Origin of the sequence: Salinicola salarius, from assembly GCF_003206135.1 — a bacterium.
Classification (GTDB): Bacteria; Pseudomonadota; Gammaproteobacteria; order Pseudomonadales; family Halomonadaceae; genus Salinicola; species Salinicola salarius.
Map to the genome: position 1 here is coordinate 1 of NZ_PZJT01000021.1, position 23,406 is coordinate 23,406.

The following is a 23,406-nucleotide window of genomic DNA, read 5'->3' on the forward strand; positions in this document are numbered from 1 at the left end:
AGCTCGAAGCTCGTCAGAGGATATTCCATGGCAGTGCTAACGACACAGATCAACCCCCGCACGGACACCTTTCAGACCAACGAGACGGCGCTGCGGGCGGAGGTCGACAAGCTTCACACGCTGACCGCCAGCATCGCCCGGGGCGGTGGCGACAAGGCCCGTGCGCGGCATGAATCTCGCGGCAAGCTGTTCGTGCGCGATCGGATCGACCACCTGCTCGACGAGGGCTCGGCGTTTCTGGAGATCGGCGCGCTGGCGGCGCACGAGGTCTACGATTCCCCCGTGCCCGCCGCCGGCGTAGTGGCGGGGATCGGTCGTATCAGCGGCGTGGAGTGCGTGATCGTCGCCAACGACGCCACGGTCAAGGGCGGCACCTACTTCCCGCTAACGGTGAAGAAACACCTGCGCGCCCAGGAGATCGCCCGCAAGCACCGGCTGCCCTGCGTCTACCTGGTCGACTCCGGCGGCGCCTACCTGCCCGAGCAGGACGAGGTCTTTCCCGACCATGACGACTTCGGCCGCATCTTCTACAACCAGGCCACGCTTTCCGCCGCCGGCATCCCGCAGATCGCCGTGGTGATGGGCTCCTGCACCGCCGGCGGTGCCTATGTGCCGGCGATGGCCGACGAATCGATCATCGTGCGCGGCCAGGGCACCATCTTTCTCGGCGGGCCGCCGCTGGTGAAGGCCGCCACCGGCGAGACCATCAGCGCCGAGGATCTGGGCGGCGCCGACGTTCACGCCAAGATCAGCGGCGTGGTCGACCACTATGCCGAGAACGACGCCCACGCGCTGCAGCTCGCCCGCCGCGCTGTCTCCCGGCTCAACTGGCACAAGCGCGGCCGGTTGGCGATGCGCGAGCCTCGCCCGCCGCGGCTCGATCCGAGCGAGCTCTATGGCATCGTCGGTACCGACCTGCGCAAGCCGTACGACGTGCGCGAGGTGATCGCACGGCTGGTGGACGATTCCGATTTCGACGAATTCAAGCGCTACTACGGCGACACCCTGGTCACCGGCTTCGCCCACTGGTGCGGCCATCCGGTGGGCATCGTCGCCAACAACGGCGTGCTGTTCTCGGAATCCGCCCAGAAAGGCGCGCACTTCATCGAGCTCTGCGCCCAGCGCCAGATTCCGCTGATCTTTCTGCAGAACATCACCGGCTTCATGGTCGGCTCCAAGTACGAGCAGGAAGGCATCGCCAAGCACGGCGCCAAGCTGGTCACCGCCGTGGCCTGCGCCAAGGTGCCCAAGTTCACCGTGCTGATCGGTGGCAGCTTCGGTGCCGGCAACTACGGCATGTGCGGCCGCGCCTATGACCCGAATCTCTTGTTCATGTGGCCCAACGCGCGCATCTCGGTGATGGGCGGCGAGCAGGCCGCCAACGTGCTGGCCCAGGTGAAACGCGAGCAGCTCGAACGCGACGGCAGCGACTGGCCGGAAGCCGAGGAAGCGGCCTTCAAGGCGCCGATTCGCGAACAGTACGAACGCCAGGGCCACCCCTATTACGCCAGCGCCCGGCTGTGGGACGACGGCGTGATCGACCCGCTGCAGACCCGCGACGTGATCGGCCTGGCGCTGTCAGCCGCGATGAATGCCGAGATCGAAGAGACGCGCTTCGGCGTGTTCCGGATGTAGGGCGCTGCGCGCCAAGCNNAGCCGTAAGCCGGGAGTTAACCAATTGATGCTGAGAAACGGCCGGATTTTGTTTTTTCTTACAGCTTAAAGCTTATCGCTGACAGCCCATCAGAGAGGTTCTGAAATGATGAAGGATGTCTCCCACTCAAGCCTGGTTGTCGATTCTCGCGGCGTCGCGCGGCTGACGCTGGATCGGCCAGAGGTCCACAACGCTTTCGACGATGCGTTGATCGGCGAGCTCAACGCCCATCTGGAACAGCTGCACGTGCTGGCGGAACGCGGCGAGGTGCGGCTGGTGGTGCTGGCTTCGAACGGCAAGCACTTCTCCGCCGGCGCCGACCTGAACTGGATGAAGCGCATGGTCGACTACGGCTTCGACGACAATCTGGCCGATTCCCGCGAGCTGGCGCGGCTGATGCAGCAGCTGGACGAGCTGCCCTGCCCGACCCTGTGCCGCGTGCAGGGTGCGGCTTACGGCGGCGCGGTGGGGCTCGCCGCCTGCTGCGATGTGGTGATCGCCGCCGACAGGGCCAAATTCTGCCTCTCCGAAGTGCGTATCGGCCTCTCGCCGGCAGTGATCAGCTCCTACGTGCAACGCGCCATCGGCCCCCGCCAGATGCGCCGCTACGCGCTGACCGCCGAGGTGATCGACGTCACCACCGCGCAGGCGTTGGGGCTGGTTCACGAGGTCGTCGGTGCCGACGCGAATCCCGACGCACTGGATGGCCGCATCGACCAGATGATCGACCAACTGCTCGCCGCCTCGCCCCAGGCCCAGCGCACCACCAAGGCCCTGCTCGCCGAGGTGGCCCGCGAGCCCGACAGCGACGCCACCCGCGAGAGCACCTGCCGCACCATCAGCGAGCTGCGGGTCAGCCGCGAAGGGCAGGAAGGTCTGGCCGCCTTCTTCGACAAGCGCCCGCCGGCCTGGCAAAGCGCGGGTGGCACCAACGGGAATAAAGACGGCAATACGGATAAGGAACCGCGCTCATGAGCCTGACCAACGCACCTCGCCCGCTACGTTCGGTGCTGATCGCCAATCGCGGCGAGATCGCCTGCCGCGTGATGCGCTCCGCCCGCCGCCTGGGACTTCGCACCATCGCCGTCTATTCCGATGCCGACGCCAACGCACTCCACGTGCGCGAGGCCGACGAGGCCGTGCGTCTCGGCCCGGCGCCCGCGCGGGAGAGCTATCTCGATATCGACAAGGTCATCCAGGCCGCCCGGCGTAGCGGTGCCGACGCCATTCATCCGGGTTACGGGTTTCTCTCCGAAAACGCCGAGTTCGTCGCCGCCTGCGAGGCCGCCGGCATCGTGTTCGTCGGCCCGCCGGCCAGCGCCATCGCCGCCATGGGCGACAAGGCATCGGCCAAGGCGCGCATGTTTAATGCTGGTGTGCCGCTGGTGCCCGGCTACCACGGCGAGGCGCAGAACGATGCCCTGCTGAGGGAGGAAGCCGGAAAGATCGGCTACCCGGTGCTGCTGAAAGCCAGCGCTGGCGGCGGTGGCAAGGGCATGCGCGTGGTCGAATCCGACCGCGAGTTCCAGGCCGCGCTCGACGGCTGCCGCCGGGAGTCCCGCGCCGCGTTCGGTGACGAACGGATGCTGATCGAGAAGTACCTGACCCAGCCGCGCCACGTCGAAGTGCAGGTGTTCTGCGATAGCCAAGGCAAAGGCGTCTACCTGTTCGAGCGCGACTGCTCCGTGCAGCGCCGCCACCAGAAGGTGCTGGAAGAAGCCCCGGCCCCCGACCTGCCCCCCGTACTGCGCCAGCAAATGGGCGAAGCCGCCGTCCGCGCCGCTCAGGAGATCGGCTATGTCGGCGCCGGGACGGTGGAGTTTCTGCTGGATGCCGCCTCTGAAACCTCTTCGAGCGAAGCGGCGCATTTCTACTTCATGGAGATGAACACTCGCCTGCAGGTCGAGCATCCGGTGACCGAGATGATCACCGGCGAGGATCTGGTCGAATGGCAGCTGCGCGTGGCCGCCGGGCTGCCGCTACCCAAAGCCCAGGATGAGCTGACGCTGACCGGCCACGCCATCGAAGCGCGGCTCTACGCCGAAGACCCGGACAACGACTTTCTGCCCGCCACCGGCACGCTCGAACGCTTCGGGCTCGACCCGAACGCCGGCGGCCTTGCGCCGGATCGCGTGCGGCTGGATAGCGGCGTCGAAGCCGGTGATGACGTCTCGATGCACTACGACCCGATGCTGGCCAAGCTGATCGTCCACGGCGAGGATCGCGGCCAGGCCCTGGCGGAGATGGATCGTGCGCTGGCGGCACTGGACGTCTCCGGCGTGACCACCAACCGTCGCTTTCTGCAGCGCCTGGTGACGCATCCGGATTTCATCGCCGCCCGGCTCGACACCCGCTTTATCGAACATTACCACGACGACCTGTTCGCGAGTGAACCGGTCGCCGACGGGGAGTTCGCCTGCGCCGCGCTGGTGGCGCTCGACCAGTTGGATCGAGCCAGCGATGAACGTTCACTGTGGAACCGCCGCGACGGCTGGCGGCTCAACGCCCCGCAGCACGTTCGACTGGCGTTTGCCGAGGCCGAAGGCGCGCCACCGATTTCCGTGACCGCGACACGCTCTTCATCGCAATCGACCTGGCAACTGAGCGTGAATCGCATTGGAGAAGAGTCGAATCACTACGAGGGGAAGTTGCAGCGGCTCGATGGCGACGCCGTGGCGATCACGCTGGATGGCCATCGCCGTCGCCTGCTGGCACGTATCGATCCTGCTCTCGAGGGCGAAACGATCATCCTCACCGCCGCCGGCTTCGAGTCCCGCCTGATCTGGCGGCGCTCGGACCGGGCCGATCATCTTCCGCATGAGGTCGAGGCCAAACTGACCGCCCCCATGCACGGCACCGTGGTAGCGCTGCTGGTCGAATCCGGCCAGCCCGTCGAAAAAGGCACACCGCTGGTGGTGGTGGAAGCGATGAAGATGGAGCACACGCTGAGCGCCCCCGCCGCCGGCGCAGTGGAAGCGTTTCACTTCAAGGTGGGCGACGCCGTGGCACAGGGGGACGAGCTATTGGCGTTTGCCAGCACCGAAACGAACGAGGCCATGTGAGATGGGAATGCCGAAACGGGTAAGTATCGTCGAAGTCGGCCCGCGGGACGGGCTGCAGAACGAAGCCGAACCCATCGCCACGGCCGTCAAGCTGGAACTGATCGACCGGCTCGGCGCGGCGGGACTCAAACGGATCGAAGCGGCGAGTTTCGTCTCGCCCAAGTGGGTGCCGCAGATGGCGGATCACCGCGAGGTGATGACCGGTATTCGACGCCGGCCGGGCGTGGTCTATTCCGCACTCACGCCCAATCTGAAAGGGCTGGAAGCCGCGCTGGAGTGCGGCGTCGAGGAAGTCGCCGTTTTTGCGGCGGCCAGCGAAAGCTTCTCGCAAAAGAACATCAACTGCTCCATCGCCGAATCGCTCGAGCGCTTCGCCCCGGTGATCGAACGTGCCAAACAGGCCAACGTGCGCGTGCGCGGCTATGTCTCCTGCGTGCTCGGCTGCCCGTATGAGGGCGAGATCGCCCCGGCCAGGGTCGCCGAAGTCTCCAAGGCGCTATATGAGATGGGCTGCTACGAGGTTTCGCTCGGCGACACCATCGGCGTCGGCACCCCGCTGAAAGCCAAGCGCCTGCTCGAAGCCGTCGCGTACGACATTCCGATAAACAAGCTCGCCGCCCACTTCCACGACACTTACGGCCAGGCGCTGGCCAATCTTTACGCCGTGCTCGAGGAAGGCATCGGCGTGATCGACAGCGCCGTCGCCGGCCTCGGCGGCTGCCCCTATGCCAAGGGCGCCACCGGCAACGTCGCCACCGAAGACGTGATCTACCTGCTCAACGGCCTGGGTATCGAGACCGGCGTGGATCTGGATAAGCTGGCAGAGACAGGGGTGTGGATAACACAAACCATCGGCAAGCCGAATCGGTCGAAGGTGGGTGTGGCGCTGGCAGCAAACAGCTCATCGCATTAGCTTGGCTCGTGTATCTACGAAGCCGTGCTCAGACGCGAGATTGGCACCCAAGCGGTGGAGACATTGCCAGACAACCGCGACTGGTCATGAATTATTCGTAGTGGCTCCAGAGCCTGAGAACCTTCACCACCCGCTCGTCTTCGATCACTTGATAGACCAGGCGATGTTGAATATTGATGCGGCGTGAATAGGCTCCCGCAAGATCACCAATAAGCTTCTCAAACGGAGGCGGCTTGCGATAAGGGTCTTCCGCAATTAATGCCAATAGTTCCTGAGCTTTGGGCTTGAGACCGCTGGAGGCCAGTTTCTTCGCGTCTTTCTGGGCTTGCTTGGTGTAAACCAACCGCCATGTCACCAGTCCAGCTCCTCATCGCATTCATCCACGGAGGTATCCATCCCCTCTCGAATCGACTCCCGCATACCTGGCACGGAGAGCAGATAAAGCGTTTCCTGAATGGCAGACCAGTCTTCTTCGGAAACCAGCACCGCTTTGTTCCGCTTCCCCATGATGACGATGGGTTGGTGGGATTCGGCGGTTTCATCGATCAACCGATAGAGATTGCTACGCGCCTCAGTGGCTGTGATTCCGGTCATGACGCACCTCCTGCTTGTTCAACTGACATCAATGTACGCCTTTAGGTACGTACGTCAAGACGAACGATTCGTGTCATTAGCCATTACCAATGACGCTATACCGAAGGCGCCACCGGCAATGTCGCCACGGAAGACGTGATCTACCTGCTCAACGGCCTCGGCATCGACAGCGGCGTGGACCTGGATAACTTGGCAGAGACAGGGATGTGGATAACACAAACCATCGGCAAGCCGAATCGGTCGAAGGTGGGCGTGGCGTTGGCGGCGCGCTAGTCATTCTCGGGTCGACCACTCTAGGCTCCGCGATCTAGCTGGGATTGAAGCGCGCGAGACAACTCAACATAGTTTTGCGCTGCTTCTTTCGTCGGTTCCAGGTCGCGAGCCACCTCGCGACGCAGACGCCGAAGCTCGTGATACAGCGTCACCTGTGGCTGATCGATCAGCCCTGCCCGCACCAGCAGTTCCGGCAACCGAGCCGCTGATACCTCACCCGGGCCACTCTCGCCGCTTTCCTGCGACGATAACGACGTGCGGGCCGCGCGCTCCAGTCGAGTCCACGCCTCCAGTATCGCCGTACGGGGATGGCGCTCGGCCAGCTCGCTGAGAAATGTCTCCTCTTCACCGGCACGCACACCGACGACGTTACCCTGACGTGGAGACAGCGAACGCAACTGTTCGAGGTCGTGCTCGAACTCGGCCTCGATAGGCCCGGCCCGCAGCTTCTTGATGAAGGCCCCAAACTGCAGGATCTGGTCGCGGAAGAGAAGCGCAAGAATCAGGGCGAACAGCGGCCAGGCCCATCTTGCTGAATATGAAACGGATCTCTCATTCTTGGTGACACTTAACGCCTGCGTAATGGGCTGGTTTGGAGCGCCAGCGGAAAACCAGTCCCAATTGACGCGCCTGTTAAGTGTTTATACTACTTTGTTCATGTCGACTTCATAACCAGAATTACGCATTTCTTTGGCTAGTGCCAACTTCCACGCTCCATGATCATCCATTGGGACATAAACAACCCCCGATATATCGTTTGGAGTTTCTACATCACCTTTAACCAAGGCACATACATTATGGCGCCCAAGTTTTCCATTTAAGAACCCATGTTCAAAAACAACATTCTGGCGAGCCCTAGATCTCAAATCTGGTTTTGAGGATGATTTTGCGCCCAAGTCGCAAGGCGTATACAAAACCACCCCAAAACCAACATTTGAATATTTTTCTATCTTTTCGATTATTGTGCTGCCTGAACTGGCTTGTTCGTGTATAACAATTGGTTCAAAATCCATTTTCTCTATGAATCTTGCAACCTCTATTTTGGCTAGATCATCGTGGCCATGTACGATAAATACCTTGGTCACATCGAACTCAATTTCCGCAGTTTCCTTGGTGTTGGTTTCGACTGGATTGGACTTAATTCTTTCTTCTGCACTAGAAAATACTTGTTTTGTTATATCTTTAGTGTACCTGTCGTAACTTACAACATCTTCTCGAGATACAAACATGATAATACCTGGAGACATATTTCTATTTTCATATTTCGACAACTCTTCTGTAGTTCGCTCGGTCTCTTTTACAACGATGCGCTTGACTTCACTTGCATTTACAAAGTAACCGTCAAACTGAAACCTATTTCCCTTTAGATAAGGGATGACCACATCGTTTTCGATTTCGATCAGATTATCTTTATCTAGCTCGAAAAGTTGCTTGTAGTTTCCGCTCTTTCCGACTTTTTCAGATGTTTCAATTAAGACTTGATAGAACACTTGTGCTGAATCTCCTTTTACTTTTAATGCCCGCATTTGCGGATGGTTTGGAGCGCAGCGGAAAACCAGTCCAACAACATGCGTTTGTTATATTTTTTATATCTTTAAAATTTATATAACAGCATGGCGCCCTTTGTGTACTGTCTCAACAAACCTTCTAAGGTCCTCCAAGCGATCATCATTTAGCGGTATTGAGGATAAAAGCTTGGTGACATATTTCGGGCCATGACTGCCAATTTCTGGGCAAAAATTCTCTATTTCACCAACTGGCACAAGATATATACCTATCTGTTCTAGCCTCTCCTTAAGAGCGCCATAGTCTTTCTGCGCTTCTCCTCTCGGTATACCACGCGAACCATATTTTTTCACTTCAGCCCAAGGTTTTCCTTGCTTCATCGCTTCTATTACGTCACCTTTCGGTAGTTTTTCTGGCTCTGCTTTTTCTAAAAGTGCAGTAATTTCACTTTTTATTTCTTCTGCTGATTTTGGCTTTATTCCTTCTCTAACAGCCGCGTCAACACGACGCCAAAGCGGCTCTATAGATTCCCATGAACCTCCAAATGCTCCGACTGTAGCTTCTACTAAGCTGCGTTCTGACAAAAAATCAATGTCAAAAACTGCCTTTATTGGAACCCCGATTTTACGTAACACTGTTGCAACTTTAGGAACTCCATGCTTTCCACCAGTGGGAACGTAAGAAGTGTCCTGCCATACACTTTCTGAGGAAGAGGATAAATGATCTGCCACACAGTTTATTAGACGACAGTCACTATCATCTTCACAAATAACCGTTTGCTCGTGAAAAACACCTTCAAGAGCATTTGAATAACGAAGCTCAGGCTTTTCCCAAAGCTCCTTAATCACATCGGGAGATGCTTCAGAAACTAAGTTCGCACTTCCCTCACGACGGAGTCGAAAAATACGGACATTACCTTGCGTACCTTCTAAAAAACCTCGCATAATGTCACTGCTATGCGTCGCCACAAGCAACTGTCCCTTAACTTCTGCAGCTAGAGTCTCTCCTAGGCGACGCATTTGGGGTGGATGCAAAAAAGCCTCTGGCTCGTCGATCAGTGTTATATCTCGATTTGCAACAATGGCATCAAAAAGTATACCTGCATAACTTTTCATTCCGTCCCCCTGCTTATCAAGCAACGGATTCTCTCGCACAGCACTTACATAAAGATTACTAACTCGATCAGTTACGTTCTCTATATCAGGAGTTTCTCCTACGTGAATTGGAAGCTTACTCCCCCCACGGAAGTCGAACATGAGTTCTTTCCCAAATGCGCGACTAAAAAGTTCACTTATTTTATCCATAAGAACTTCATCGTCATAAAGGATATGCTGCGGTTTGGATTTTTGATCTCCAGGAGCGATGCTATTTTGTTGATCGCAGATTCTTAAGCGATCATCAGCGGCGATTTTCCTTATGAATCCGCCAGCCATGCCCCGAGTCAGGAAAGGCTGCCCCCAAAATTGAAGTAAGTTTTCTCTTATCTGCCAATCTTCAAATCGATACATCTCGCCTACTAAATCAGCATTATCGGCTAAAAATTTACGCAATTCTTCGACACCACCTGATTTGGAGACGGTTAAATTAGTAACAACGAGATTGTTCGGCTTAACTCCATTTTCGCATATAGAAAGTATTTCACGAAGTGATTGAGATTTTCCGCTATTATTGGGGCCGACGATAATAACCTTTTCGTCTTTCTTAAGCGCAAACGTATCGCCGCCAGAGAATACTAATCCACTGATCGAAGCTGATGGCTTGCTAAAACTTTCTGACATAAATCTATTCCTTAAATCAAACTTTCTGGCTCGCTGCTCCGAAAATCTGACGCCTGCAGCATGTGCGGCTTTGTAGCGTAGGCGAAGCCGCAACGAAAAAGCCGTCGCCGTGCCTGCGATTGTTAAGTTCTTGCTACCGCAGCCTCTAACTCAGCAGCATGCTTTTGGATGACATCGAAAACCTGGGCGCTTGCATCCTTTTTATCTCTAAAGCGCTTAACCTCAGATTTAACAGTTTCATAATCAAGACTGAAGGTTGAGCTGCTAGCTCCTTGAACCTTTAGAGTGATGTGAAAATTCTTATCGTCCCAAGCGACATCAACTTCTGGAAAGTTTGTAAACGTAAAGTTGTTGACCCTCAGATCGTGAAGCAAAGCAGAAGCAACAAAACCGCCCACTTCACAGCTACTGAACCCTGAACTCGTAAAGTATGTTCCCATGTTGCCTCCTGGCTGATGAACGGAAAACTTAACAGGTATTAGATAGCCCGCTCGCTTTGCCACTTTCACAAGCTCGCGCGTTCAAGAACCTTATCTAGAATGCTCTTTCACGCTTAGCGCATTGATTTTAAAGAGCTCTCATAATAATTAGGCGTGCTTTGCAGAATTCGCGTGCTCGCGCGTTTTGCTCGGTCCGATATGACTGTGCATAGATACAGTCATTTGATGAAGGGTCGTTCGGTTGCCTTTTAGCGAAAACAGGCACGCTACCGCCCACCACGCAGCATGATGCTGGCGCGCATCATCTCCGCGGGCAGTTTCTGAGCCTTTTTGACCAGGTAACCCATATGTTGTGACGTCTCGTTCACAGTAACCAACCGTTACATGGCAGGCAACGCCAACGAAAGCATCAGCCAAGCAGTTGTGGCTTAAAGGTTCTATCTCGTAGGGGTCGGCAGATGAGGACTGTGCCCGGCCGCTTGCCGTGGCACACCATGCTCAGGAACGTGTTTCCGCCGCCCTCAACTCTCCTAGCGCACCCTTGCACCGCTCTTCGACCTGGTCGAGTTCGCGCTGCATGATGCGGATGTCTTCCAGTTGGCGTTCGAGGTTGGCGCGTTTGTCGGCGAGGATCTCGAGCAGGCGCTCAAGTTGGCGAACACTGCCGTCGTGGCGGGTGTCATAGAGATCGAGCACTTCACGGATTTCGATCAGCGAGAAGCCGAGACGCTTGCCGCGCAGGGCGAGCTTGAGGCGGACGCGGTCCTTCTCGTGGTAGACGCGGGTCTTGCCGCGCCGCTCGGGGGAGAGCAGGCCTTCCTGCTCGTAGAAGCGGATGGTGCGGGTGGTCACATCGAAGTGTTGCGCAAGTTCGCCAATGGCGTAAGTCTGGCCGGACACGGCATTATTCTCTTTTCTGATTTTCCCCACCCTAGCGCTATTTGACCTTTACGTGAAGATCAACTTTATTCGCGGTTTTTGGCGGTCGTGAAGATTGGCGACGGCGCGTGTCGAGATCCGGTTGGGAGCGAAACATACCGAACGGTTTATCAACAGCCTGTTTCAGATTTGGCTAAAACAGCGATTCCTGTCGCTCACCGGGAAACTCCGCCAACGGCGGCAATTCGATCCGTTCGGCGATCCGGTTGTAGAAGTTTCGTGCCAGTTCCGGCGCCTGTCGGTTATCCGGTGTATGCACAAAGAGAAAAGGGGTTTTCCCCTGTTTTATCCACAGGATGAGGCGTTCTATCCACGGTTCGAAACGGGCGTGATTAATGGATTCGTCGAAGTGCCCGATAAAGCGAATAATGGGATTGACCGCCGTGCAGAGCACGTGTAATGGGACTTTGGGCTTTTCGCCTTGCGCCTTGGCGAGCCGGTTGTCAAGTCCTGGGGGTGTGGCAAAGAGCGCACGCACGTCGAGCATTACACGATTGGCGTCTTGACTTATCAACAAGCGGTTGAATGCCTGTTCCGCGGCCCCTTTGTGGAAAAAATCACTATGCCGGACCTCGACTGCGCGGGGTATCTCCCGCGGCCAGTGAGTGAGCAATCGCTCCAGCGCGGGCAGCTCTGCTTGGCCGAAATCCCGCGGTAGCTGAACCATGATCGGGCCGAGCCGATCCTTCAGTGGCGAGAGCCGCTCGATGAAGCGTTCGAACTCCTCAATGATATCGCGCAGGCGTTTGGCATGGGTCAGCTGGCTGGGCAGCTTGAAGCAGAAGCGGAAGGTCTCGGGAGCCTGTTCGGCCCAGGCGGCGACGGTTTCCGCCTTGGGTATGCCGCTGTAGAAGGTGGTGTTGCCCTCCACGGCGTTAAACACGCTGGCGTAGTCGCGCAGGTCCACATCGCCATGAGCGGGCAGCAGGGAGCCTTGCCAGTCGGCGTTGGCCCACATCGCCATGCCCAGGTAGAGCGGCGGCTGAGGGGCCGTGGCGAGGCTATCTAAGGCGTTCGGCATGCAAGGTCACCGTCGGCGAAACAATATCCTGCTGCGCGGCGATCACGGCCAGTTCGCGGGTGCCGGCGCGGCGGGTGTGTTCGAACAGCATCTGCACGGCGGCGGCGGTCTGCTCCAGGGCGCGGGCGGGGCCTTCTTCGGTGAGGCCGGCGCGCAGGCTGTGGGCGAGAAACATGGCGGCGGTGAAGTCGCCGGCGCCGTTGGGCGGAATGGCGAAATCCACCTTGGGGGTGGCGATCCGCCAGCTGCCGCTTTCGGCATCGACCAGCATGCCGATATGGCCCTCGTCGTCCCCGGCGACTTCCAGCGAGGTGATCAATACGACCTTGGGGCCCTTGGCGCGCAGGGCGGCGGCGGCATCGAGCGCGTCTTCCAGCGTGTCGATCTGGCGCCCGGCGAGGAAGGCGAGCTCGAATTGGTTGGGGGTGACGATATCGGCACGAGCGATGGCGTGGTCGCGCATCCATTCGGGAATGCCTTCGCGCACGAAGAAGCCGCGGCCGATATCGCCCATCACCGGGTCGCAGCAGTAGAGCGCTTCCGGGTTGGCCTGCTTGACGCGGTCGACGCTATCCAGCACGGCGCGGCCGATACCTTCGTCGCCCATGTAGCCGGAAAGCACGGCATCGACGCCGTCGAGCCCGACCAGCGATTCGACGCCGTCCAGCACGTTCCTGAGGTGATCGGGGCTGAAGACATCGCCGGTGAAGGCGCCGTAGCCTGTGTGGTTGGAGAACTGGACGGTGTTGATGGCGGTGACTTCCAGCCCCAGCCGCTGCAGCGGGAACACCGCCGCACGATTGCCGACATAGCCATAGGCGACGTGGCTCTGGATGGAGATGACATGGGTCATGAGACGATCCTGCGGCGAAGGCAAAGGGCACAGTGTAATGCGCCGGCGAGCGAACTTGCAGGGATTTGGCGGATCGAACCGCCGACTCGACGCCATCGAGCGGCGGCGATATGCTCGCTTCAGTTTTTATCGACGGTTTGTCCACCTTTCCGACTGCATCGTGTTCAAGGATCGAATCTGCATGCTCTCCAGCGTTCCGCGCCCGTTCGCGTCATCACGCCACTTCCCTTCGCTGCTGGCCTGTCTCTTTTTCGCCGTGCTCGTGGCCGGCTGTTCCAGCGGCCCGGTGGTGACCACCGCCCCGAGCGGCAGTCCGGAGGCGCGGGTGGAGCAGCCGGCGCGCAAGACCAACTGGCACAACCTGCCGGGCTGGAGCCGTGACCAGCCGATGGCGGCGTGGAGCGCATTCCAGGAAAGCTGTTCGCGGCTGAAGCGCAAACCGCTATGGAAAGGGGTCTGTGAAGACGCCAGATCGGTCGACCCGCTCAATGCCAAGGCGATCCAGAACTTCTTCGAATCCCGCTTCGTGCCCTATCGTGTCACCAACAGCGACGGCAGCGCCACCGGGCTGATCACCGGCTACTACGAGCCGATCCTGCGCGGTTCCCGCGTGCGTGGCGGGCCGTACCAGACGCCGCTCTACCAGTATCCGAAGTACTGGAAGAAGCACACCCACGTTGGCCCCACCCGCGCCGAGCTGATGCGCAGCGGCGATCTCGACGGCACGGAGCTGGTGTGGGTCGATGATCCGGTGGAAGCGGCCTACCTGCAGATTCAGGGCTCCGGCCGCGTGGAGCTGACCGATGGCACCACCATGCGCGTGGCCTATGCGGGCACCAACAACCAGCCGTTCAAATCGTTCGCCAAACGCCTGATCGATCGGGGCGAGATTACCCCGGCCCAGGCCACGCTGCCCGGTGTGCGGGACTGGGCGCGCCGCCATCCGGGCGAGGTCGAGGAGATGCTCAACATCAACCCGCGCATGGTGTTCTTCCGCGAGCTCAAGGGCGGCGAGGCCTTGGCCGATACCAGCGGCCCGGTGGGGGCGCTGGGCGTGCCGCTGACTTCCGAGCGCAGCATCGCGGTCGACCCCGACGAGATCCCGCTGGGCGCGCCGGTGTTTCTTTCCACCACGCAGCCACTCTCCAACCAGCCGCTGCAGCGGCTGATGGTGGCGCAGGACACCGGCAGCGCGGTGAAAGGGGCGGTCAGGGCGGACTTCTACTGGGGCCACGGCGATGCCGCCGGGGAAGCCGCCAGCCGGATGAAGCAGCGCGGCGAGATGTGGGTATTGATGCCGAAAACGGACTGAGCCCGGCGCGGATTTGCCGGCCTCGAGATCGCAAAAAACCGGGAGCCAATGGGCTCCCGGTTCTGGTTCTACCGGTGAATTCGCGCTTCATCGCTTCGATTCGGGCGCGAAGGCCCACCCTATCGAGACGTGTCGAATCGTGCATCAACGGTCGTTGCCGTCCGAACGCGGATCGTCGCTGTGCATTCCACCGCCCTTGAGGGGCGTGGGGCGAGGATTCGAATCGGTGGCTTCTTTCGCGGAGCCGGGCGTCGTGGCCGTGGGCGGCACGGCGGTCTGCCCCTTGTCGATCTCCTCCGCGGTGACGCCGGGCATGCCGGTCGCCGCCGAACCCAGGGTGCCACGGGATCCGGACGTCTCGTGCGAGCCCGCTTCATGAGAGTTCGATCCGGGCGAACCCGCTCCGTGCGAGGCCGTCTTGTGCGAGCCAGTCTCGTGTGAGCCCGTGCCACCCTGGCGCGAATCCTGGCCGGCGCCGCTCTGGTGCTCGGTCTTCTCGTGGATCTTGCCACGCGCTTCGTTGGCGTAACGCTCGCCCTCTCGCGAGGCGCGGTCGATGGCCTTGTCGCGCAGCCCGCCGAGGCGCTGATCCTCGGTACGGGTCGACGGCAGAATCCCGCCCAGCGCGGCACCAATGGCGATGCCGATCGCGCCGGCCATCACCGGATGATCCCTGACGAACTCCGCAGTCTGGTGACTGAAGCTCTGCGCGCGGTCGGAAGCGCCATGCATGGCGTCACGGGAGCCATGACCGAAGCGCGAGGCCTGGTCGTGCAGCCCGTGGGACATGGCGTGGGTTCGATCCTTCACGCTATCCGACATATGGCGCGCCTTTCCGCCGGCGCCAGCGGTGTGCCCCGAGGTGTGGGGCTGGGTATGGGCGTAAGACTGATCGGTGCCCTGGGTGCCGTTCGGCATGCCGGATGTCAGGTCGTCGGCCGCCATCGCTTCGCCGGCCGTTGATGTCGCGTAGGGATCGTAACGCCGATTGGGGATGTTCGATGACGAGGCGTGCTGGCCGCCGTTGCGCTGGGACCAGAAGAGCCAGCCGAGCCCGATGCTAGTGACGAGAAACGGCGTCGGATTGCTCTTGATCGTGCCGCTCAGGTTGGAAACGAACTCGTTGGCGCCTCCGTGGCGAACGTAGTCGAAGGCGCTATTGACCAGCTTCTCGGGAGAGAAACGCTCTTCCATCTGTCCCAGCGTGTCGTCGAGACGTTCGCGATGCTGCTTGATGTCGGATTCGATCTCTTCGGGTTTGCGCTGTTCGTGTTGGTCGCTCATTTCAACTCCTCCTTGACCTGACCTTCATGCTTCTTCGCCATGTCCTGATCCTTCCTGAAACTGGCCATGGTGCGATTGGGTGCCAGATTGGCGCTCTTCAACTTCTTCTTGGCGCTCTGCAGCATGATGAAGCCGATGACGACCACGATGGCACCGACGATCAGCGCGGAAAGCCAGGGCCGTTGCAGGAAGGTATCCAGCGCGAACACGGCCGCGGCCAGCAGGACGAGAAAGCCGCTCAACAATACGCCGCCCGCTACCGCCATCGAGGTGACGCTCGTCGTTACCTGCGACACCTTCTCCCGCATTTCCGCCTTGGCGAGTTCGACCTCATCGCGGACGAGCGCCGTCACTTCGTGCGTCAGGCTGGAAATCAGCGAGCCGAACGAGCCGCTTTCTCCCGAATTACGATTATCAGTATCCATACTTAGCCTCCCTGGCTTTTGAAGGAATCAAGGCGTGTCGAATTGATCTGCGTGCGCTCATTCAAGGAGCGCATCCAATGGATCACTTTCAATGAGCGCTTCCAAATGAAGCACTTCCAACAGCCGCTTCCTGCGAATCACGCTCGATGGTTACCCATCGGCGAAAACCGCTGGCGAGAAATATCGGCTGCCCGCCAACTTCAGGATTACTTTCGGTTGCGTTAAAAGACGCTGCAATGAGTCGAAGTATCCATTCGATAATCAATAAAGCCCTTTGTCGGCATGATCGCTCGCATGTCTCGAGTCGGTCGTGGAGGACATGCTCGCCGACGTGGTGTTTCCGCTGCCTTGCGGTGATGACGTCTCGTCACGCTTCTGGGAGCTGTTAAGAAACCGCGCCAGCACGAACCCTGCCGCAACCGCGCCCCCCATGAAGAGTGCCGGCTGCTGGCGGCTGTAGTCCCGCACCTGCCCCATTAGCCCGTTCATGTCCTGGTCCCGCAAGCGCTCGGAGGCGGTATCGGTACAGTCGGCCATGCGCTTGGCGTAACCGGACAGATAGCCCTGATTCTGATCGTCCAGCTCCTGCGCCATCTTGCGGAAGGCTGAAGACAGGCTCTTCGCCTGATCGGCGGCGACACCCTTCTGCTGGTCGAAGACGCCCTCGGCCTTGTGCTGCGCCGTCTGCCGGATCTCGTCAGCCGTTTCGCGACCTTTGTCGCGCATGTCACCCTGCGGCGAACGATCGGCGGAACCCGTCGCGGCACCCGGCTCGCTGCCCGACAAGGAAACACCGGATGCCGTGCGAGGGTTCGTCTGCTCTTCTGAATTGGCCATGACAGGTGACTCCCTGATTTGATCAAAGTTAAATAACATTTTAACCTTTGACGCATTGGAAACGCGTATTCTCAAAGTAGCCCCCACCGACTCGACGTCAATTAAATTATTAATGTCGAATGTAACCCGATTGAAGATAAAGCCGCATAGGCTATATAAATAAAAGTAAAAACCACTATTGGTGATAATATTTAATTTCAATTAATAATCTGACTGTTTTGTCTTTATCCGCTATCCTGGGTGGACCGCTTCGATGAACAGCTTCTCTTCATCGCGATCCGCCGCCGGCAGTTGCCCTGGCCAGCCGAGGCAGACGGGGGGCGGGAATAAGAGTCATGAGAAGACCGATGAGAGGCCTGGGTGAAGAGCTTGATGACAAGCTTGATAAAAGGCTTGGTGAGCAAACGTTGATGAGAGGTTCCATGAGTGACGCTGAATCGCCGCCGCTGGCCATTGTCACTGGCGCCACCGCCGGCCTCGGCCTGGAAACCGCCAAGGGTCTGGCAAGCGCGGGATATCGGGTCGTCATCGCCGGCCGCCACCCCGACAAGGGCAAGCTCGCCTGTCACGCGGTTCGCCAGCATCGGTCCGGTGCCGCCGTTCGCTTCGAGCTGCTCGATCTCGATAGTCTCGAGTCCGTGCGTCAGTTCGCGGCTCGACTGCGGGAAAGCGAAACCACGCTGGAACGGCTGATCAATAATGCCGGCATCATGGCGCCGCCGAAGCTGGAGCGTACCGAAGACGGCTTCGAGCGCCAGTTCGGCGTCAACTATCTCGGCCACTTTCTGCTGACAAGCCTGCTGCTGCCGCTGCTGGTGGCCTCTTCCCGCCACGGCCGAGCGCCACGCGTCGTCCAGCTTTCCAGCCTCGCTCATCGCAGCGGCAGGATCGATTTCGACGATCTCGGTTCTGACGCCAAAACCGACACGCACTACGACCCGTGGCGCGCCTATCGGCAATCCAAGCTCGCCATGCTGCTGTTCGCCCAGGCGCTGCAGAAGCAGAGCGACCGCCATGGTTGGGGCATTCTCAGCGTCGCCGCGCATCCCGGGCTTTCGCGCACCGCGCTGTTCGATGCTGGCGTGAAGAGCCGCGCCCTGGCCGGCCAGGTCTTCAAGCTGGTAATGCCGCTGCTCAGCCAATCCGCCACCGAAGGTGCCAAGCCCACACTTCACGCCGCGCTCGGAGGCGATGTGCGCCCCGGTGACTACTTCGGCCCGGACGGCTTCAGCGAAACCCGCGGCGCACCCAAACGCGCCTTCCGCAGCAAGGCAGCCAGGGATCAGGCAGTGGAAGATCGGCTGTGGACAGTTTCGTGTGAACTGACCGGAGCGGTGTGGTCGACGGCAGGCAAAATCTAGACACCGGCTCGCCTTTGACGTGTCGGTATTGCCGCTTCGCGCGTGCGCGGTCATCGTTTATGGGCGGCAATTTTGTTATCTTATAACAAATTTTGCTCGGAAGAGATTCCATGCCCGCCACGCCCAGATCGCTAATACCCGTTACCCTGCTGACAGGCTTTCTCGGTAGCGGCAAGACGACGCTGCTCAATCGACTTGTCCGCCAGCCGGCGATGGATCGCACGCTGGTCATCATCAACGAGTTCGGTGAGATCGGACTCGATCACCAACTATTCAGCGCCACCGACGAGACCGAAGTCGTGGCTCTGGACAGCGGCTGCCTCTGCTGCACGATTCGCGGCGATCTGGCCCGCACGCTGCGCGATGCGCCCTGGCGCTATGCGCGCGAAGGCAAGCGCCAGTTCGACCGGCTTGTGATCGAGACCACCGGGCTGGCCGATCCCGCACCGAACCTTCACACCTTGATGACCGACCCGAAAATCGCGCGCCAGTATCGGCTGGACGGGATCGTCACCATTGTCGATGCCGCTCATGGCGCGGCAACGCTCGATCATCATCCAGAAGCGGTAAAACAGGCTGCGGTTGCCGATCGGCTACTGATTACCAAACCGGATCTGGCGGCGAAAATCGCGCTCGATTCGTTGCAATCAAGGCTGGCCGAGATCAACCCCGGTGCACGTCAGCAAGTGGTTACTCATGGTGAAGTCGACTCCGAATCGATGATCGGGCTAGGGTTGACGACCGCAGATGGCAATCGCCCCGATCTGGAACGCTGGCTGGCATCGTCTTCGCCGCCGGCGATGGCCCGGCTCTCGTTCACTGCCGGCTCGGCCGATGGCGGATCGTTGCTGGCGAAACATGCAGACGTGGCCGATCCCAATCGCCACGACGACCGCATTCGTGCTCATTGTTTCATCCTCGAGACACCCATCGTTTTCGCCCGCTTCGAGGCGTGGCTGGATCTTATGCTCTCGCTGATGGGCGAGAACATGCTGCGAATCAAGGGCATTCTGAATATCGCTGGCCGCGACCGACCTACGGTCATCCACGGCGTGCAGCACATCTTCCACCCACCGCTGGAGCTCGAGGCCTGGCCGGATGAAGATCGCCGCTCGCGACTGGTCTTCATCACCCGCGATATTCCACGAGAATCGCTGGAGAGCGTTATGGTGGCGGCATCTCGCTGACGATGACGGCGAGCTGGGCTGGATTGGATCGCTCGACGACTGAACTACGCTACAGATCGATATGCTTGGACTGTGCCGTGCCGATACTTTTTACTCACGTTCATACGCCGAATTCAGTATTGGAGCGCAGATAAAAACCGATATCGATATCCATCAATCAAAGGAGTCAAAAGTGACGGAGTTCACCCGGATCGGAAAATTCAAAATGACCTGGTTGCTCGATGGTTATTATCCATGTACACCAGATTTTGTACCGGGAGCACGATCAGAAGAAGGCAGAAACCTCTACGAGAAAGCTGGCCTTCCGCCAGAAGGGCCCTCGAAAGAGCCCTTTCATGCCTTCGCTATCGAATGGAAAGACCATCTGTGGCTGATCGATACAGGGTGTGGCCAGGAAGCTGGCCCGGAACGGGGAAAAGCCCCCGAACAGTTACGATCGATGGGATACTCGCCTGAAGACGTCGAGGGAATCATCATCACGCATCTCCATAAGGATCATACGGGAGGACTTCTAACCTCGGGAGGTAAAGCCCGTTATCCAAATACGCGACTTTATATTGGTGAAAGTGAAATGGCGTTCTGGACCGGATCGGACGTTCCCGAAGGCAACGCGGGAGACCATGAAGTAACGAAAGTGGTGCTCGAGCAGTACGAAGGGCGGATAGAGGTCGTTCCTGATAATGCCGTCATCGCACCGGGTTTGAGATTCGTGCCTTTATATGGGCATTCCCCCGGCCATAACGGCGTGATGATCGAGGACGGTGGTCAGCGGATGCTGATGTGGGCGGATCTCATGCATTCTTCGATACTCCAATTCCACTACCCCCATTGGAGTGTACGTCCTGACATGGACCCCGAGCGTGCGGTTGCCACGCGATTGGAACTTCTCGAGCGCCTGGTCGAGGAAGATACGAGGGTTGCGGGTTCACATACGTATGGTGCCGGTCTGGTTCGCCGAGGCGAGATCGCTTATGAACTGGTGCCGACGGATACCGACAATCGACACTGAAGTGCCCGATATCGATCCATCCCGAGAATGATTCATAGGGTGTTAAAAGACGGCTCCTCGGGAATGTCAGGAGCCGTCCTGATCCAGAAGCGATTGAATTCATCTCGACGTTACCCATGGCGCTCTCCATGAGCTTTCCTGGGGATACCAATCACATTACCGACGGCATCAAGCCTGCTGAACGAATCTTGGTTGTCATGCTGTGACAGCCATACACGGATTTCCCTCGCCCCGTCGTGATGTGCTATTCCCCGTGACTTGCTATTCCACCGTGACGCTCTTGGCCAGGTTGCGCGGCTGGTCGACGTCGGTGCCCTTGAGCACGGCGACGTGGTAGGAGAGCAACTGCAGCGGAATGGTGTAGACGATGGGGGCGAGCAATTCATCCACAGCCGGTACGTGGAGCACGCGCAGGTTGTCGGCGGCGGTCAGCGCGACACCTTCGTCGGCGAACACGAACAGCTCGCCGCCCCGGGCGCGGACTTCCTGCAGATTGGACTTGAGCTTCTCCAGCAGTTCATCGTTGGGCGCGACGGCGACCACCGGCATGTCGGCGTCGACCAGCGCCAGCGGGCCGTGCTTGAGTTCGCCGGCCGGATACGCTTCGGCGTGGATGTAGGAAATTTCCTTGAGCTTGAGCGCGCCTTCCAGCGCGATCGGGAACTGGGTGCCACGACCCAGGAACAGCGCGTGATGCTTCTCGGCGAAGGCTTCCGACAGGTCGGCAATCGGCCCGTCCATGGCGAGCGCGCTGTCGAGGATCGCCGGCAGGCCGCGCAGTGCCTGAACCAGCGCCGTTTCCCGTTCATCGCCGCGCTGCCTGCGCAGCGAGAGCGTCAGTAGCATCAGGGCGACGAGCTGGGTGGTGAAGGCCTTGGTGGAGGCGACGCCGATCTCGGGGCCGGCCTGGGTCATCAGCGACAGATCGGATTCCCGGGTCAGAGAGCTGCCGGGCACGTTGCAGACCGCCAGCGTGCCGAGATAGCCGAGCGTTTTCGCATAGCGCAGCGCCGCCAGGGTATCGGCGGTCTCGCCGGACTGGGAAAGGGTGACGAACAGGGTGTTTTCCGGCACCACCACTTCGCGATAGCGATACTCGGACGCCACCTCGACCGTGGTCGGCAGGCCCGCCAGCTTCTCCAGCCAGTAGCGTGCCACCATGCCAGCGTGGTAGCTGGTGCCGCAGGCGACGATATGCACCTGCTTGACCTGGTCGAACAGCGCCCTGGCGCCGACACCGAAGCTGCTTTCGAGCACGTGGGAACCGCTCAGCCGGCCCTCCAGCGTGGCGGCGATCACGGCGGGCTGCTCGTGGATCTCCTTGAGCATGAAGTGACGATACTCGCCGCGGCTGGCGGCGCTGTCGCCGTGCTCAAATGTATGCACCGGGCGCTCGGCCGGCTGACCGTCGGCGGCGAAAATCTCGATGCCGTTGACATCGGACAGGCGCACCACGTCGCCTTCCTGGAGATAGATGAAGCGGTCGGTAACCTGCAAAAGCGCCAGCGCATCGGAGGCGAGGAAGTTTTCGTCGATGCCCACGCCGACCACCAGCGGGCTGCCCTTGCGAGCGCCGACGATCTCCCGCGGCGCATCGGCGTGCATCACCGCCAGCGCGTAGGCGCCGTCGATTCTGTCGAGTGTCGCCTGAACCGCCGCCAGCAGACCGCCGGTTTCGCCACCGTCCTGATTGGCGCTGTCCTGATGTCGAAAGGCGCGGTCGATCAGGTGGGCGACGACTTCGGTATCGGTCTCCGATTCGAACACCACGCCTTCGGCTTCCAGTTCGCGCTTGAGCGGCTCGAAGTTCTCGATGATGCCGTTGTGGACGATCGCCAACCGCTCGCGCGCCAAATGTGGGTGAGCGTTCACTTCGGACGGTTTGCCGTGGGTCGCCCAGCGGGTGTGCGCGATGCCGACCCTGCCCGTCAGCGCCTCCTGTTCGAGCTTCTTCTCGAGCGCGGCGACCTTGCCCTTGGCACGCTGGCGGGCCAGTTCGCCGCCGGCATTCAACACCGCCATGCCGGCGCTGTCGTAGCCGCGATATTCGAGCCGCTTGAGCCCTTCCAGCAGGATGCCCTGCACGTTGCGCGCAGCCAGCGCGGCGACGATTCCACACATAGTCGATTCCTTTCTGAGTCCGTTTTTTCTTACCGCTCGGCGGGCGATTCGGCGACCACCAGCGTCACGTCCTGGCGTTCGATGGCCGCCGCCGCGTCATCGTCGATTCGCCAGTCGGTGACCAGCGTGTCGATGCGCGCCCAGGGCAGTTCCAGATTGGGGATACGGCGACCGATCTTGTCGGCCTCTACCATCACCACCACCTCGCGGGCGACCTCGGCCATGACGCGGGTCAGGCCGAACAGTTCGTTGTAGGTGGTGGTGCCGCGTTCGAGGTCGATGCCGTCGGCGCCGACGAAGAGTTGATCGAAGTCGTAGGCTCGCAGTACCTGCTCGGCGACCTGACCCTGGAAGGATTCCGAATGCGGATCCCAGGTCCCGCCGGTCATCAGCAGCGCCGGTTCCGACTCCAGCTCGCGCAGCGCGCCGGCCACGGCGAGCGAGTTGGTCATCACTACCAATCCGCGCAGGCCGCCCAGCTCGCCGATTAGCGCGGCGGTGGTGGTGCCGCTGTCGACGATGATCCGGTTGTGCTCGCGAATGCGTGCTCGTGCCGCCTGGGCAATGGCCTGCTTGTACGGTGACAGGGTCTGCAACGGCTCGCTCAGCATCTCCTGGGGCAACGGCGCGGCGCCGCCGTAGCGGCGCAGCAGCAGGCCGCTGCGCTCCAGCGTGTTGAGATCCTTGCGAACGGTGACTTCGGAGATCGCGAAGCGGCTCGCCAACGTCTCGACCGGGGTTTCCCCGTGTTCGTTGACGTAGGCAAGGATGGCATGACGGCGCTGGGCGGTATCGCGTTTGGGCATGGTGTCGAGTTTCGAGATTCGGCCTTTATCT

The 23,406-nt window shown here is 59.8% G+C and carries 23 protein-coding genes; 9 read left to right on the forward strand and 14 right to left on the reverse strand.

What is annotated here, in order from left to right; translation table 11 throughout:
* Nucleotides 1–27: 27 nt before the first annotated feature.
* The 4 genes from DOM32_RS15990 (at nt 28) to DOM32_RS16005 (ending at nt 5,629) form a co-directional block, all read left to right on the forward strand.
* Nucleotides 28–1,635 (forward strand): carboxyl transferase domain-containing protein, encoded by a 1,608-nt coding sequence (locus DOM32_RS15990; RefSeq protein WP_110636338.1) that lies wholly within the window; start codon nt 28–30, stop codon nt 1,633–1,635.
* 127 nt (nt 1,636–1,762) lie between these two features.
* The gene (locus tag DOM32_RS15995; RefSeq protein ID WP_110636455.1) at nt 1,763–2,629 is read left to right on the forward strand and encodes an enoyl-CoA hydratase/isomerase family protein; all 867 of its coding nucleotides are present in this window, start codon (nt 1,763–1,765) and stop codon (nt 2,627–2,629) included.
* Nucleotides 2,626–4,716 (forward strand): acetyl/propionyl/methylcrotonyl-CoA carboxylase subunit alpha, encoded by a 2,091-nt coding sequence (locus tag DOM32_RS16000; protein WP_110636341.1) that lies wholly within the window; start codon nt 2,626–2,628, stop codon nt 4,714–4,716. The genes DOM32_RS15995 and DOM32_RS16000 overlap by 4 nt, the downstream gene beginning before the upstream one ends.
* 1 nt (nt 4,717) lies before the next feature.
* On the forward strand, nt 4,718–5,629 hold the full coding sequence (locus tag DOM32_RS16005; RefSeq protein WP_110636344.1) for a hydroxymethylglutaryl-CoA lyase: 912 nt from the start codon (nt 4,718–4,720) through the stop codon (nt 5,627–5,629).
* 91 nt (nt 5,630–5,720) lie between these two features.
* On the opposite strand, the gene DOM32_RS16010 is transcribed toward DOM32_RS16005, so the two are convergent.
* Together DOM32_RS16010 and DOM32_RS16015 are read right to left on the reverse strand one after the other, a co-directional pair.
* The gene (locus DOM32_RS16010) at nt 5,721–5,984 is read right to left on the reverse strand and encodes a Txe/YoeB family addiction module toxin (RefSeq protein WP_110636347.1); all 264 of its coding nucleotides are present in this window, start codon (nt 5,982–5,984) and stop codon (nt 5,721–5,723) included.
* Nucleotides 5,981–6,223 (reverse strand): type II toxin-antitoxin system Phd/YefM family antitoxin, encoded by a 243-nt coding sequence (locus DOM32_RS16015; RefSeq protein WP_009722422.1) that lies wholly within the window; start codon nt 6,221–6,223, stop codon nt 5,981–5,983. The genes DOM32_RS16010 and DOM32_RS16015 overlap by 4 nt, the downstream gene beginning before the upstream one ends.
* 135 nt (nt 6,224–6,358) lie before the next feature.
* Here DOM32_RS16015 and DOM32_RS16020 point away from each other — a divergent pair, with 135 nt between their 5' ends.
* Nucleotides 6,359–6,496 carry a hypothetical protein gene (locus DOM32_RS16020; protein ID WP_338095138.1) on the forward strand — a complete coding sequence of 46 codons (138 nt, stop codon included), beginning with the start codon at nt 6,359–6,361 and terminating at the stop codon, nt 6,494–6,496.
* 20 nt (nt 6,497–6,516) lie between these two features.
* Here DOM32_RS16020 and DOM32_RS17825 read toward each other — a convergent pair whose 3' ends face one another.
* The 7 genes from DOM32_RS17825 to pdxY all read right to left on the reverse strand — a co-directional run bounded on the left by DOM32_RS17825 (nt 6,517) and on the right by pdxY (nt 13,033).
* Nucleotides 6,517–6,894 (reverse strand): hypothetical protein, encoded by a 378-nt coding sequence (locus DOM32_RS17825; RefSeq protein ID WP_157957103.1) that lies wholly within the window; start codon nt 6,892–6,894, stop codon nt 6,517–6,519.
* A gap of 243 nt (nt 6,895–7,137) precedes the next feature.
* Nucleotides 7,138–7,986: a TIR domain-containing protein gene (locus DOM32_RS16030; protein WP_110636353.1), complete on the reverse strand. Its 849-nt coding sequence runs from the start codon at nt 7,984–7,986 to the stop codon at nt 7,138–7,140.
* A gap of 111 nt (nt 7,987–8,097) precedes the next feature.
* Entirely contained in the window at nt 8,098–9,780 is a 1,683-nt protein-coding gene (locus DOM32_RS16035; RefSeq protein ID WP_110636356.1) for an ATP-dependent nuclease, read from the reverse strand.
* Between the two features lie 122 nt (nt 9,781–9,902).
* Nucleotides 9,903–10,220, reverse strand: a complete 318-nt coding sequence (locus DOM32_RS17830; RefSeq protein ID WP_157957104.1) for a hypothetical protein — start codon at nt 10,218–10,220, stop codon at nt 9,903–9,905.
* A gap of 498 nt (nt 10,221–10,718) precedes the next feature.
* Nucleotides 10,719–11,120 carry a MerR family transcriptional regulator gene (locus DOM32_RS16040; protein ID WP_110636359.1) on the reverse strand — a complete coding sequence of 134 codons (402 nt, stop codon included), beginning with the start codon at nt 11,118–11,120 and terminating at the stop codon, nt 10,719–10,721.
* A gap of 172 nt (nt 11,121–11,292) precedes the next feature.
* Nucleotides 11,293–12,180: a DUF72 domain-containing protein gene (locus DOM32_RS16045; protein WP_110636362.1), complete on the reverse strand. Its 888-nt coding sequence runs from the start codon at nt 12,178–12,180 to the stop codon at nt 11,293–11,295.
* Nucleotides 12,161–13,033, reverse strand: coding sequence for a pyridoxal kinase PdxY (gene pdxY, locus DOM32_RS16050; protein WP_110636366.1), 873 nt, complete (start codon nt 13,031–13,033; stop codon nt 12,161–12,163). The genes DOM32_RS16045 and pdxY overlap by 20 nt, the downstream gene beginning before the upstream one ends.
* Nucleotides 13,034–13,214: 181 nt before the next feature.
* Between pdxY and mltA the strand changes: the two genes are divergently transcribed.
* A complete protein-coding gene (gene mltA / locus DOM32_RS16055) occupies nt 13,215–14,345 on the forward strand; it encodes a murein transglycosylase A (RefSeq protein WP_110636369.1) in 1,131 nt (376 codons plus the stop codon).
* A gap of 144 nt (nt 14,346–14,489) precedes the next feature.
* Here the strand turns inward: mltA and DOM32_RS16060 are convergent, their stop codons facing one another.
* From DOM32_RS16060 to DOM32_RS16070, 3 genes are all read right to left on the reverse strand, one after another.
* Nucleotides 14,490–15,629 (reverse strand): DUF3618 domain-containing protein, encoded by a 1,140-nt coding sequence (locus tag DOM32_RS16060; protein ID WP_110636372.1) that lies wholly within the window; start codon nt 15,627–15,629, stop codon nt 14,490–14,492.
* A complete protein-coding gene (locus DOM32_RS16065; protein WP_110636375.1) occupies nt 15,626–16,054 on the reverse strand; it encodes a phage holin family protein in 429 nt (142 codons plus the stop codon). The genes DOM32_RS16060 and DOM32_RS16065 overlap by 4 nt, the downstream gene beginning before the upstream one ends.
* Nucleotides 16,055–16,315: 261 nt before the next feature.
* Entirely contained in the window at nt 16,316–16,891 is a 576-nt protein-coding gene (locus DOM32_RS16070) for a hypothetical protein (protein ID WP_110636378.1), read from the reverse strand.
* Nucleotides 16,892–17,313: 422 nt separating this feature from the next.
* Between DOM32_RS16070 and DOM32_RS16075 the strand changes: the two genes are divergently transcribed.
* The 3 genes from DOM32_RS16075 to DOM32_RS16085 all read left to right on the forward strand — a co-directional run bounded on the left by DOM32_RS16075 (nt 17,314) and on the right by DOM32_RS16085 (nt 20,448).
* Nucleotides 17,314–18,252 (forward strand): oxidoreductase, encoded by a 939-nt coding sequence (locus tag DOM32_RS16075; protein ID WP_110636381.1) that lies wholly within the window; start codon nt 17,314–17,316, stop codon nt 18,250–18,252.
* A gap of 110 nt (nt 18,253–18,362) precedes the next feature.
* Complete coding sequence (locus DOM32_RS16080; protein ID WP_110636384.1) at nt 18,363–19,439, forward strand: CobW family GTP-binding protein; 1,077 nt, start codon at nt 18,363–18,365, stop codon at nt 19,437–19,439.
* 172 nt (nt 19,440–19,611) lie between these two features.
* Entirely contained in the window at nt 19,612–20,448 is an 837-nt protein-coding gene (locus DOM32_RS16085) for an MBL fold metallo-hydrolase (protein WP_157957105.1), read from the forward strand.
* A gap of 261 nt (nt 20,449–20,709) precedes the next feature.
* Here DOM32_RS16085 and glmS read toward each other — a convergent pair whose 3' ends face one another.
* Nucleotides 20,710–22,569, reverse strand: a complete 1,860-nt coding sequence (gene glmS, locus DOM32_RS16090; RefSeq protein ID WP_110636390.1) for a glutamine--fructose-6-phosphate transaminase (isomerizing) — start codon at nt 22,567–22,569, stop codon at nt 20,710–20,712.
* Between the two features lie 29 nt (nt 22,570–22,598).
* The gene (locus tag DOM32_RS16095) at nt 22,599–23,375 is read right to left on the reverse strand and encodes a DeoR/GlpR family DNA-binding transcription regulator (protein WP_110636392.1); all 777 of its coding nucleotides are present in this window, start codon (nt 23,373–23,375) and stop codon (nt 22,599–22,601) included.
* Nucleotides 23,376–23,406 lie beyond the last annotated feature (31 nt).